11 protein-coding genes are annotated in these 11,591 nt (G+C 58.3%); 4 read left to right on the top strand and 7 right to left on the bottom strand.

The features are described 5' to 3' along the window. Window positions 1-272 precede the first annotated feature (272 nt). A complete protein-coding gene (gene dnaK, locus JUI81_RS25005; RefSeq protein WP_204125251.1) occupies window positions 273-2,189 on the bottom strand; it encodes a molecular chaperone DnaK in 1,917 nt (638 codons plus the stop codon). Between the two features lie 102 nt (window positions 2,190-2,291). Then, a complete protein-coding gene (grpE, locus tag JUI81_RS25010) occupies window positions 2,292-2,858 on the bottom strand; it encodes a nucleotide exchange factor GrpE (RefSeq protein WP_018929475.1) in 567 nt (188 codons plus the stop codon). A gap of 241 nt (window positions 2,859-3,099) precedes the next feature. Between grpE and recN the strand changes: the two genes are divergently transcribed. Further along, the gene (recN, locus tag JUI81_RS25015; RefSeq protein ID WP_018929474.1) at window positions 3,100-4,773 is read left to right on the top strand and encodes a DNA repair protein RecN; all 1,674 of its coding nucleotides are present in this window, start codon (window positions 3,100-3,102) and stop codon (window positions 4,771-4,773) included. 75 nt (window positions 4,774-4,848) lie between these two features. Here the strand turns inward: recN and fur are convergent, their stop codons facing one another. Continuing rightward, a complete protein-coding gene (gene fur / locus JUI81_RS25020; protein ID WP_003197684.1) occupies window positions 4,849-5,253 on the bottom strand; it encodes a ferric iron uptake transcriptional regulator in 405 nt (134 codons plus the stop codon). Window positions 5,254-5,350: 97 nt separating this feature from the next. Here fur and JUI81_RS25025 point away from each other — a divergent pair, with 97 nt between their 5' ends. Further along, window positions 5,351-5,878: an outer membrane protein assembly factor BamE gene (locus tag JUI81_RS25025; RefSeq protein WP_018929473.1), complete on the top strand. Its 528-nt coding sequence runs from the start codon at window positions 5,351-5,353 to the stop codon at window positions 5,876-5,878. Window positions 5,879-5,939: 61 nt separating this feature from the next. On the opposite strand, the gene JUI81_RS25030 is transcribed toward JUI81_RS25025, so the two are convergent. Genes JUI81_RS25030 through JUI81_RS25040 form a run of 3 tightly spaced genes read right to left on the bottom strand, consistent with a single transcriptional unit; the run spans window position 5,940 to window position 8,092 of the window. Further along, window positions 5,940-6,254: an RnfH family protein gene (locus tag JUI81_RS25030; RefSeq protein ID WP_019582459.1), complete on the bottom strand. Its 315-nt coding sequence runs from the start codon at window positions 6,252-6,254 to the stop codon at window positions 5,940-5,942. Beyond that, a complete protein-coding gene (locus tag JUI81_RS25035; protein ID WP_007933502.1) occupies window positions 6,247-6,681 on the bottom strand; it encodes a type II toxin-antitoxin system RatA family toxin in 435 nt (144 codons plus the stop codon). The genes JUI81_RS25030 and JUI81_RS25035 overlap by 8 nt, the downstream gene beginning before the upstream one ends. A gap of 7 nt (window positions 6,682-6,688) precedes the next feature. Continuing rightward, entirely contained in the window at window positions 6,689-8,092 is a 1,404-nt protein-coding gene (locus JUI81_RS25040; RefSeq protein WP_019582460.1) for a sodium-dependent transporter, read from the bottom strand. 118 nt (window positions 8,093-8,210) lie between these two features. On the opposite strand from JUI81_RS25040, the gene smpB reads away from it, so the two are divergent. After that, window positions 8,211-8,693 carry an SsrA-binding protein SmpB gene (smpB, locus tag JUI81_RS25045; protein ID WP_008029800.1) on the top strand — a complete coding sequence of 161 codons (483 nt, stop codon included), beginning with the start codon at window positions 8,211-8,213 and terminating at the stop codon, window positions 8,691-8,693. Window positions 8,694-8,840: 147 nt separating this feature from the next. Here the strand turns inward: smpB and JUI81_RS25050 are convergent, their stop codons facing one another. Further along, window positions 8,841-9,608: an FCD domain-containing protein gene (locus tag JUI81_RS25050; RefSeq protein WP_204125252.1), complete on the bottom strand. Its 768-nt coding sequence runs from the start codon at window positions 9,606-9,608 to the stop codon at window positions 8,841-8,843. A gap of 262 nt (window positions 9,609-9,870) precedes the next feature. On the opposite strand from JUI81_RS25050, the gene JUI81_RS25055 reads away from it, so the two are divergent. Beyond that, window positions 9,871-11,562: a lactate permease LctP family transporter gene (locus JUI81_RS25055; RefSeq protein ID WP_064616135.1), complete on the top strand. Its 1,692-nt coding sequence runs from the start codon at window positions 9,871-9,873 to the stop codon at window positions 11,560-11,562. The last annotated feature ends 29 nt before the right edge of the window (window positions 11,563-11,591 follow it).

Consider the following 11,591-nt stretch of genomic DNA (forward strand, 5'->3'; position numbering starts at 1 on the left):
CGACAAACCTCTCCTGAGCCTCGTCAAACTCGTTGAGCCCCAATACAGGCCCGGACCCAACTCACGTCAATTCAACGATCCTGGTCTTTTATTCAATGCGGTACCTTCGGCTCGAAAAGCAGGAGCATTTCCGGCCGTACCACCAACATCCGAGCGTTGTCGCATGCTGTAAAAATTCGCTAACTCCAGACACGCCAACGCGGGAGCAAGCTCCCGCGCGGCGACATCCTACCAGTCACCGCCTGAAGGCAGTCAACCGGGCGACCAACAACTTACTTGTGGTCTTTGACTTCTTCGAACTCAGCGTCGACGACGTCGTCAGCTTTTTCAGCCGCTTCGCCTTTCGGTGCCGCGCCTTCAGCTGGCTGAGCCTGCTCGGCATACATTTTCTGAGCCACTGGTGCGGAGACCTTGGACAGCTCTTCAACCTTGGCTTCGATCGCAGCCTTGTCGTCGCCTTTAACAGCGGCTTCCAGGGCAACTACTGCCGCTTCGATTGCAGTCTTCTCTTCAGCGCTCACTTTGTCGCCAGCATCAGCGATCATTTTGCGAGTCGAGTGAACCAGTGCGTCGCCCTGGTTACGAGCGCTAGCCAGCTCTTCGAACTTGCGGTCTTCTTCGGCATTCAGTTCAGCGTCGCGAACCATCTGCTGAATTTCGTCCTCGGACAGACCAGAGTTGGCCTTGATCACGATCGACTGAGTCTTGCCGGTAGCCTTGTCTTTGGCGCCTACGTGCAGAATGCCGTTGGCGTCGATGTCGAAGGTCACTTCGATTTGTGGCACGCCACGTGGAGCCGGTGGAATCTCGGCCAGGTCGAACTTGCCCAAGGACTTGTTCTGTGCGGCTTGCTTACGCTCACCTTGCAGCACGTGAATGGTCACGGCGCCCTGGTTGTCATCGGCAGTCGAGAACACTTGCGATTTCTTGGTAGGAATCGTGGTGTTTTTCTCGATCAGCGCGGTCATCACGCCACCCATGGTTTCGATACCCAGGGTCAGCGGGCTGACGTCCAGCAGCAGAACGTCTTTCACGTCGCCGGCCAATACTGCGCCCTGGATAGCGGCGCCCATGGCAACAGCTTCGTCCGGGTTAACGTCTTTACGAGCTTCTTTACCGAAGAAGTCGGAAACAGCTTTCTGCACCATTGGCATACGGGTCTGACCGCCGACCAGAATCACGTCGTCGATCTTGCTGACATCGATACCGGCGTCTTTCATCGCGATGCGGCAAGGTTCGATGGTGCGCTGAACCAGGTCTTCCACCAGCGCTTCGAGCTTGGCGCGGGAGATTTTCACGTTCAAGTGCTTAGGACCGGTAGCGTCTGCAGTGATGTACGGCAGATTCACGTCGGTCGACTGGCTCGAGGACAGTTCGATCTTGGCTTTCTCAGCGGCTTCTTTCAGGCGCTGCATGGCCAGCGGGTCACCCTTGAGGTTCATGCCGCTTTCTTTCTTGAATTCGTCGACGAGGTAGTCGATCAGACGAATGTCAAAGTCTTCACCGCCCAGGAAGGTATCACCGTTGGTGGCCAACACTTCGAACTGGTGCTCGCCATCGACTTCAGCGATTTCGATAACGGAAACGTCGAAAGTACCGCCACCCAGGTCGTAAACGATCACAGTGTGATCGCCCTTGGCCTTGTCCATACCGTAGGCCAGTGCGGCTGCGGTTGGTTCGTTGATGATGCGTTTTACGTCCAGGCCCGCGATGCGGCCGGCGTCTTTGGTGGCTTGACGCTGGCTGTCGTTGAAGTAGGCCGGAACGGTGATTACCGCTTCGGTCACAGGCTCGCCGAGGTAGTCTTCGGCAGTCTTCTTCATTTTCTTCAGAATTTCAGCCGAGATTTGTGGCGGCGCCATTTTCTGGCCGTTCACTTCAACCCAGGCGTCGCTGTTATCAGCCTTGACGATCTTGTAAGGGACCATCTGGATGTCTTTCTGTACGACTTCTTCGTCGAAACGACGACCGATCAGACGCTTCACCGCGTACAGGGTGTTATGCGGATTGGTCACTGCCTGACGCTTGGCCGACTGGCCAACCAGGATTTCGCCATCGTTGGCATAAGCGATGATCGACGGCGTGGTACGCGCGCCTTCAGCGTTTTCAATAACTTTGGCCTTGCCGTTTTCCAGCACGGAGACGCAGGAGTTGGTAGTCCCCAGGTCGATACCGATAATTTTGCCCATGTTCACTCTCCCGAAACTTTGGATTTGGATGCCGCAGTAGTGGTGGCTGACTGCGGTAGCACTTAAACGCTTGACTTCTAAATGGGGGCCTTGCGGCTAATTTCAAGCCTGCTCGTCAATCGAAGGCGAAACCGGTGCAGGTGCCTTGCTGACCACGACCATGGCCGGGCGCAGCAGACGACCGTGGAGCTGATAGCCCTTCTGAAACACCTTGAGCACGCTGTTTGGCTCGACGTCGGCGCTTTCCTGCATGGCCATTGCCTGATGATGCGAGGCATTGAAAGGTTCACCTTCAGGATCGATAGCTTCCAGGTGATAGCGTTTCAGGGTGTCCTGGAACATTTTCAGGGTCAGTTCGATCCCTTCGCGCATCGAACGAATGTTTTCGTCGTCAGGGCTGGACAGCTCCAGGCCGCGCTCCAGGCTGTCAATGATCGGCAGCAGGTCGCCTGCGAATTTTTCCAGGGCGAACTTGTGAGCCTTTTCAACGTCCTGATCGGCACGACGGCGGACGTTCTGCAGATCGGCGGCTACACGCAAAGCCTGATCCTGCGCACCAGCCAATTGCTCTTCGAGCACTTGTACACGAGCCGCCAGGTCTTCACCCGAAGCCTCGGGGGTCTGGTTGGCGTCTAGATTTTGCGTATCCACTGTCTGTTCGTCAGCCATAGATTTCTCCTTCCAATATCGTCCGCGAGCTCAACTCGCGCTTCTGCCCCGGTATATGGGGCCGCAAAATTCAGCTTCAAGGGCTGTTTGATGATTAACCCTACAAAAAACAACTGCTTTGTCATTCCCTGGCGCGCTAAGAATTTCTTTCAGTCAAGCAAATCGACCTAAGAGAGGGCATTGTCAGCCAGAAACAAAACACTGTATAAATAACCAGACCTAAAGCCTGGGAGCGGCCTTTATGCTGGTGCACCTGTCCGTACACAACTACGCCATCGTTGAACATCTCGATCTCGAACTCGATCGCGGGATGAGCGTGATCACAGGGGAAACCGGCGCCGGCAAGTCGATCATGCTCGACGCCCTCGGCCTGACCCTGGGTGATCGCGCCGACAGCGGCGTAGTCCGCCCGGGGGCCGACAAGGCCGACATCCTGGCCACCTTCGACCTGATCGACATCCCTGAAGCCAGCGCCTGGCTGGCCGAACGCGACCTCGAGAACGACGGCCCGTGCATTCTGCGCCGCGTGATCACCGCTGAAGGGCGTTCGCGCGGCTATATCAATGGCACCCCCTGCCCTCTCGGCGACCTGAAGGCCCTGGGCGAGTTGCTGATCGATATCCACAGCCAGCACGAACACCAATCCCTGCTCAAAACCGATACCCATCGCCGTCTGCTCGACGAGTACGCAGGCGCCACGGACCTTGCCCGTCAGGTGCAACTGGCCGCCCAACGCTGGCGCCAGACCCGTCAGGAGCTGGAACGCCTCTCCAACTCCGGCGACGAACAGCGCGCTCGCCATCAGTTGCTCAGCTATCAACTCGAAGAACTGGAAAACCTCGGCCTCGGCGAAAGCGAGCTGGAGCAACTGGAGCAGGAACACAAGAACCTGACCAACGCCGAAACCCTGCTGGGCATTTGTCGGCAAGTGGTCGAACAATGCAGCGAAAGTGATTCCGGCAATGTATTGAACGCACTGACCGCCAGCCTCAATCGCCTATCGAGCGTGAACAATTCGATCGGCGCCCTGGGTGAAGCCAGCAACCTGCTGACCAGCGCGCAGATTCAGGTTGAAGAAGCGGTGGGCGAATTGAACCGTTTTCTCGACAATTTCGACGCTGACCCGGCACGCCTTCAATACCTGGAAGAACGCCTCGATGCGATCTACACCCTGGCGCGCAAACACCGCATCCAGCCGACCGAGGTCGCCGAGATGCAACAGAAGCTACTCGACGAAATCGAAACCCTGAATGCCAACGATGAATCCATCGAACGACTGGGCGATGAGCTGGCCTCCTACGCCCGTCATTATCAGGAGAAGGCTCGGGAATTGAGCGACTTGCGCCATCAAGCGTCGAGCAGCCTGGCCAGCGCCGTGGAACAGGAAATCCAGCGCCTGGGCATGCCCGGTGGCCGCTTCACCATCGAGCTGCGCCCCAACAGCAGCGACGAACTGCTGCCCAACGGGCTCGAACAAGTGGAACTGCTGGTGAGCGCCAACCCGGGGCAACCGTTGAAAGCCTTGGCAAAAGTGGCATCGGGGGGCGAGCTATCGCGCATCAGCCTGGCGATTCAGGTGATCACCGCACAGACCTCCCGCGTACCGACGCTGGTGTTCGACGAAGTGGACGTAGGCATTGGCGGCCCGACCGCCGAGATTGTCGGCCAGTTGCTGCGACGCCTCGGGGAACGCGGGCAGGTTCTGACCGTGACGCACTTGCCGCAAGTGGCGGCGCAGGGGCATCAACATCTATTTGTGCACAAGGTCCGCGGTGAAGATGCCACGCACACGGCCGTCTCCAAGCTGAGCAAGAATGATCGTGTCGAAGAAGTGGCACGGATGCTCGGCGGCATCGACCTCACCAAGGAGTCCCTGGCTCACGCGAAGAAAATGGTTGTTACCGCGAAAATCTAAGAAGGGCAGAAAGCACGAAGGCGACCCTGAGGTCGCCTTCGTTCGTTTCGCGAACCTGAAGTTCGCGCGACATGCTTACTTTTTCTTGCGCACGTACAGTACAAGATTGTGATCGACCATCTCGAAGCCATACTTGTCGACGATTGCTTTCTGCAGCCGCTCGATTTCTTCGTCGAAGAATTCGATCACTTCACTGGTCTCGACGTTGACCATATGGTCGTGATGCTTGCCGTCGTCCAGTTCGAAGACCGCATGGCCTCCGTCGAAGTTGTGCCGCACCACAAGGCCAGCTGCCTCGAACTGGGTCAGAACACGGTAAACCGTGGCCAGACCGACGTCCTCACCAGCCTCCATCAGTGCCTTGTAGACGTCCTCGGCACTCATGTGGCGTTGCTCGGCGGAATCGAGCATTTGCAGAATTTTGACCCGTGGAAGGGTCACTTTGAGGCCGGCTTTGCGTAGTTCGCTATTTTCAACCATGGTCAGCTTTCTCGCGATGCTGCTTCGCAGCTTCTCTTAATGCGGGTATGATCGGCGTTTACGTTGTCCCAGCCAAGATAGTGGAAGTCGCCCACCGATGCAAAACACCAAGCTCTTGCTAACCAGTTTCACCTTTGTGGGACTGCTCGCACTCGCCGGTTGTTCATTCCCCGGGGTTTACAAAATCGACATCCAGCAGGGCAATGTCGTCACGCAGGACATGATAGACCAGTTGCGCCCGGGAATGACCCGTCGGCAAGTACGGTTTATCATGGGCAACCCTCTGTTGACCGACACGTTCCATGCCGATCGCTGGGATTACCTGTATAGCCTGCAACCCGGTGGCGGTGAACGCCAACAGGAACGCATTAGCGTTATCTTCAACCCAAATGACCAACTTGTCAGCCTCTCTGGCGATTTCATGCCAGGCGTGAGCCGCGACGAGGCCATTCTCGGCAAGGACAGCGGCACTACCGTGACCGCGCCGGCAGGAAACGCCGAGAAGCCGAAGCCAGAAAAACCGGTCAAGCCAGGCTCGTTGCTGGACCAGATCCAGAAGGACGTGGACAACGTAGAAACTGTCCCGGTCCCGACTCCAGAACCGCTGGAAACCTCGCCGCAATAATTTGCGACGCAATAAAAACCCCGGCATGTCCGGGGTTTTTATTGTCTGGCGTTTAATCGAATCACTGATTCCGGGCTTTGGCCTCGGCCGCTTTGGCTGCACGCAACCGCCGAACTTCTTTTGGATCGGCGAGCAACGGCCGGTAAACCTCGATGCGATCCCCTTCCTGAACCTGGCGAGTGGCCGGATCAGCGATCACTTTGCCAAAGATCCCGACCGGACAACTGCCCAGATCCAGCTCCGGGAATTCGTCATTCAGGCCCGATTTGAACAACGCATCCCGCACCGTCGCGCCCACCGGCACCGTCACGCTCAGCAGCACCTGACGATCAACGGCGGCATACACCACCTCGACCTTGATCACGGCCTCAACCATGCATTTGCTTCGCGCGCTGGCAGAATGCGTCCATCAACGTATTCGCCGCCTGATTAAACAAAGGCCCCAACGTCGCACGCACCAGCGGCCCGGAGTAGTCGAACGACAGGTCCAGACTAATCTTGCAGGCCTTCTCGCCCAACGGTTTGAACACCCAGACGCCGTGCAACTGGCTGAACGGACCTTCCTCGAGGTTCATTTCGATCGAACGCCCGGGCACCAGGGTATTACGCGTTACGAAATGCTGACTAAGCCCCCCCTTGGCCACGCCGACGCTGGCGCGCATGAACTCAGGAGAGCTTTCCAGAATTTCGGTCGATGAGCACCACGGCAGGAATTCCGGATAGCGGGCCACGTCGTTGACCAGGTCGTAAAGCGCTTGCGCCGGATACGGCAGCAGGGCCGAACGTTGAATGTGTGTCGTCATGTCAGCGTTACTTCCACAGCTGGGCGGCAAACACTACAAGAATGCCGATGGGCGCCACATAGCGCATCAAAAACAGGGACAGGGCGAACAATACCGGGCTACGGATCGACAACTCGTCGCGCACCGCTTCACGCCCCATCACCCAGCCCGCAAACACCACGAAACACAAACCACCGAGTGGCAGCATGATCCGCGAGGTGAAGAAGTCGATCACACCAAAGAAGTCCAGGCCACCGGCCGCCCCCCATTGGTAGAGATGGAACATCCCGCCTTCGTTCACGAAAAACTTGGCTTCCTTCCAGATATTGAAAGAAAACACGGTACCCAGGCCGACGAACCAGCAGGTGAATGCCAGCCAGAAGGTGACCCAGGCGCGGCTGATTTTCGTGCGCTCAACCAGGTAAGCCACCATCGGTTCGAGCAGGGAAATCGCCGAACTCCAGGCCGCAATCGCCACCAGTACGAAGAACACTACGCCCATCAACTGGCCGAACGCTACGTTACCGAAGGCGAATGGCAGGCTGACGAACATCAGGCCTGGGCCTTCGCTCGGGTTCAGGCCGGCAGCGAATACAATCGGAAACAATGCCAGACCGGCCAACAGCGAAACGAAGGTGTCGAGCAACGCCACACCGACGACGGTTCCGGAAATCGACGAGTGCTTCGGCATGTAGGCGCCGTAGATCATGATCGAGCCGACACCCACGCTCAGAGAGAAGAACGCGTGCCCCATGGCCGGCAGCAAGCCATCAAGCACCTTGTCCGGGTGGAAGTCGAACATGAAATGCACGCCCTCCATGAAGTGGCCGGTGGTCATGCTGTAACCCAGCAGGACAATCACCATCACGAACAGCAACGGCATCATGATCCGCAGGCTGCGCTCCAACCCGGCGACCACACCCTTGGCGATCACCACTGCCGACAACAGCATGAAAATCGTGTGCCAAAGTGTCAGGCGCCATGGGTCGGCGATCACATTACCGAAGTATGCGCCGACCTGATCAGCCGTCACGCCCCGAAAGTCGCCACGGCCCATGTCGATGATGTAATCCAGCGACCAACCGCCAACCACACTATAGAAAGACAGAATCAGCAACGCCGTGATCATCCCGGCAAAGGCGCCCCAGGACCACTTCGCCGAATGCCCCGCGTCCAGCGCCAGGACCTTCAAGGCATTGGCCGGGCTCTGCCGCGCGCGCCGGCCGATCAGGGTTTCGGCCAGCATGACGGGCATACCGATCAGCGCGATACAGGCCAGGAACATCAGCACGAAGGCCCCGCCGCCATAGACGCCAACCATATAAGGGAATTTCCAGATACTCCCCAAACCCACGGCCGAACCGGTCGCGGCGAGTATGAAGACCCAGCGGCTAGCCCAACTGCCGTGGACAGAAACCTTGTCTGTCGACATCGTTATCACGCCCAAGCGTTCAAAAAAGAGGCCGCATTGTCCGGGATTCAATCAACCTGCTCAAGCACGTAGCGTCACCGTAGCCGACTCGCGCGCAACTCCCTATAATGCCGCCCCTATGGCTAAACAGAAGAAACACCCAACAGGGACCATCGCGCAAAATAAAAAGGCGCGACACGATTACTTCATCGAACATCGGTTCGAGGCTGGTCTGGTCCTGGCCGGCTGGGAAGTAAAAAGTCTGCGGGCAAGCAAGCTGCAACTGGTTGACAGTTACGTACTGCTCAAAGATGGCGAAGCCTGGCTGCTCGGCAGCCACATTACGCCTCTGACGACGGCCAGCACCCACGTTATCGCTGATCCGACCCGCACCCGAAAATTGCTGCTCAATCGGCGCGAGCTGGAGAAGCTGGCCGCTGCCGTGCAGCAAAAAGGTTACGCCTGCGTATGCCTGTCCTGGTACTGGAGCAAGCACATGGTCAAGTGCGAGATTGCTCTGGGCAAGGGCAAGAAGGAATATGACAAGCGTGATACCGAACGCGAACGCGATGCCGGCCGTGAATTGCAGCGTGCGGTGCGGAACAAGGGCAAGGAAGAGTAGTTCTCCGCCAGACCGCGGCATAGTGGCGAGAGCGCTTGCTCCCGCCGGGGTGCGAAGCCCCCCCTGGTTTGGCGGCATCAAGCCTGCTGGCGACTGCTGTGCAGCCGAACGGGAGCAAGCTCCCTCGCCACACTGAATCACCTGTCACTACATCCCCTTGCGTCGCTCCGCCCGAGCCATGCGCTGCACTTCCTGACGCACCTCTTCCAGCACTTCCTGCACATACAAAATGTGCCGACTGGACACTTCTCGCGCCTCTTCCGCCCGCCCCTCAATAATCGCCTGGTACAACTCCCGGTGCTGCGAAATCAGCATGTCACGGGTTTCGACGCGCTGTTTGTACATGCCGCCAATGTTGGTCACCACGTTACGCTTGAGCAGGTCGAACAGCCCGCGAATGGTGTGCAGCAACACTGCGTTATGGCTGGCCTCGGCGATCGCCAAGTGGAAATTCGCATCCGCCGCACCCTCTTCCGCCCGACTCACTTCATCGTGGCGCGAATAGCAGTCCTGCAATTCGTCAAACGCCGCCGTCAGCCGCTCACGATCCACATCGGTGGCGCGCAGTGCCGCGTAGTAAGCGCAGGATGCTTCCAGGGTATGGCGAAACTCCAGCAAATCGCGCTGGGCCTCGGGGTTGCTCTCCAGCAGGTGCAGCAATGGATCGCTGAACGTCGAGCCCAGGGATTCCACCACATAGTTGCCGCCGCCCTGACGACTGACCAGCAGCCCTTTGGCCACCAGTTTCTGAATCGCCTCACGCAACGAAGGGCGTGACACGCCGAACTGCTCGGCCAACGCACGCTCTGCCGGCAGGCGTTCGCCAGCCTTCAAGGTGCCCTCGAGAATCATCCCCTCGAGTTGCTCGACAATATCGTCAGACAAACGGCGTTGCCGAATCTGATCAAACCCCATCACTCAATTCTCCACGATCCCGGCGGCTCGCCGGGCTCTCTATTCTGGCCTATCGGCGCTGCGCCAGCACCTACCAGACGACGCTTGATCGAACAGATCAGATGCGTTCTGCACCGCTCATTCGACAAAAGTTTTAGGGCGGCAAATTGACACACCGCCTCCAAGGCTTTTACCCTAGCCAACAGCGATTGTAAATTGGTCTTACCAATTATCCAAGAACGCTGACCAGTGCCTGACCAACAACAATTAGGGGCCACCCCATATGCAAACCTGGCAACAGCTCTACAGCCCGCTCGGCAGTCTCGGCGTGTCCGCACTCGCGGCCGTCATTCCCATCGTATTTTTCTTCCTGGCCTTGGCCGTGTTCCGCCTCAAAGGCCATGTGGCCGGCAGCATCACCCTGGCGTTGTCCATTGCCGTGGCAATCTTCGCTTTCCAGATGCCGGTCGATATGGCTTTCGCCGCCGCCGGATATGGCTTCGCCTACGGGCTGTGGCCGATTGCGTGGATCATCGTGGCAGCGGTGTTCCTCTACAAACTGACGGTCAAGAGTGGCCAGTTCGAAGTGATCCGCAGCTCGGTGCTGTCGATCACCGACGACCAGCGCCTGCAAGTGCTGCTGATCGGCTTCTGCTTCGGCGCGTTCCTGGAAGGTGCCGCCGGTTTCGGCGCACCGGTAGCGATTACCGCCGCATTGCTGGTTGGACTGGGCTTCAACCCGCTATACGCCGCCGGCCTGTGCCTGATCGCCAATACCGCGCCGGTGGCTTTTGGCGCACTGGGGATTCCGATCATCGTCGCCGGGCAAGTCACCGGCATCGACGCCTTCAAGATCGGCGCCATGACCGGTCGCCAGCTGCCGTTGCTGTCGCTGTTCGTGCCGTTCTGGCTGGTGTTCATGATGGACGGCCTGCGCGGAGTTCGGGAAACCTGGCCAGCTGCGCTGGTGGCCGGCTTGAGTTTTGCCATCACCCAATACTTCACCTCGAACTTCATTGGCCCGGAACTGCCGGACATCACCTCGGCGCTGGTCAGCCTGATTTCCCTGACGCTGTTCCTGAAAATCTGGCAACCAAAACGCGCTGCGGGCGCGCACATCGTCGGCGCAGTCTCGGCTTCCGTGGTGGCCAGCACCGGTGGTTTCGGCCAACCGCGCACCACCGTGGCTTCGCCCTACAGCCTGGGAGAAATTTTCAAAGCCTGGTCGCCGTTCCTGATCCTCACCGTATTGGTCACCATCTGGACGCTGAAACCGTTCAAGGCGATGTTTGCCGCCGGTGGCTCGATGTATGGCTGGGTGTTCAACTTCGCGATCCCGCACCTGGATCAAATGGTGATCAAGGTCGCGCCGATCGTAACCAACCCGACAGCGATTCCGGCGGTATTCAAACTCGATCCGGTTTCCGCGACCGGCACGGCGATTTTCTTCTCCGCGCTGATCTCGATGCTGGTGCTCAAGGTCAACATTAAAACTGGTCTGACCACTTTAAAAGAGACGTTCTACGAACTGCGCTGGCCGATTTTGTCCATCGGTATGGTGCTGGCCTTCGCCTTCGTCACCAACTACTCGGGCATGTCGTCGACCATGGCTCTGGTATTGGCTGCCACCGGTGCGGCGTTCCCATTCTTCTCGCCATTCCTCGGCTGGCTCGGCGTGTTCCTGACCGGATCCGATACCTCATCCAACGCGCTGTTCAGTTCGCTGCAAGCGACCACCGCGCACCAGATCGGCGTCAACGACACCCTGTTGGTGGCGGCGAACACCAGCGGCGGTGTGACCGGCAAAATGATCTCGCCGCAATCGATCGCCGTGGCCTGCGCCGCGACCGGGCTGGTGGGCAAAGAATCGGATCTGTTCCGCTTCACCCTCAAGCACAGCCTATTCTTTGCAACGATCGTCGGCCTGATCACCTTGGCCCAGGCTTACTGGTTCACCGGCATGCTGGTGCACTAAGCACTACACGCCACACGGAAAAAACCGAC

It is taken from the genome of Pseudomonas sp. 008 (genome assembly GCF_016861935.1).
In the GTDB taxonomy this organism is placed as follows: Bacteria; Pseudomonadota; Gammaproteobacteria; order Pseudomonadales; family Pseudomonadaceae; genus Aquipseudomonas.

Coding starts and splice junctions, on each gene's coding strand:
- dnaK (WP_204125251.1), bottom strand. CDS start 2,189: ATGGGCAAAATTATCGGTATCGACCTGGGGACTACCAACTCCTGCGTC.
- grpE (WP_018929475.1), bottom strand. CDS start 2,858: ATGGCTGACGAACAGACAGTGGATACGCAAAATCTAGACGCCAACCAG.
- recN (WP_018929474.1), top strand. CDS start 3,100: ATGCTGGTGCACCTGTCCGTACACAACTACGCCATCGTTGAACATCTC.
- fur (WP_003197684.1), bottom strand. CDS start 5,253: ATGGTTGAAAATAGCGAACTACGCAAAGCCGGCCTCAAAGTGACCCTT.
- JUI81_RS25025 (WP_018929473.1), top strand. CDS start 5,351: ATGCAAAACACCAAGCTCTTGCTAACCAGTTTCACCTTTGTGGGACTG.
- JUI81_RS25030 (WP_019582459.1), bottom strand. CDS start 6,254: ATGGTTGAGGCCGTGATCAAGGTCGAGGTGGTGTATGCCGCCGTTGAT.
- JUI81_RS25035 (WP_007933502.1), bottom strand. CDS start 6,681: ATGACGACACACATTCAACGTTCGGCCCTGCTGCCGTATCCGGCGCAA.
- JUI81_RS25040 (WP_019582460.1), bottom strand. CDS start 8,092: ATGTCGACAGACAAGGTTTCTGTCCACGGCAGTTGGGCTAGCCGCTGG.
- smpB (WP_008029800.1), top strand. CDS start 8,211: ATGGCTAAACAGAAGAAACACCCAACAGGGACCATCGCGCAAAATAAA.
- JUI81_RS25050 (WP_204125252.1), bottom strand. CDS start 9,608: ATGGGGTTTGATCAGATTCGGCAACGCCGTTTGTCTGACGATATTGTC.
- JUI81_RS25055 (WP_064616135.1), top strand. CDS start 9,871: ATGCAAACCTGGCAACAGCTCTACAGCCCGCTCGGCAGTCTCGGCGTG.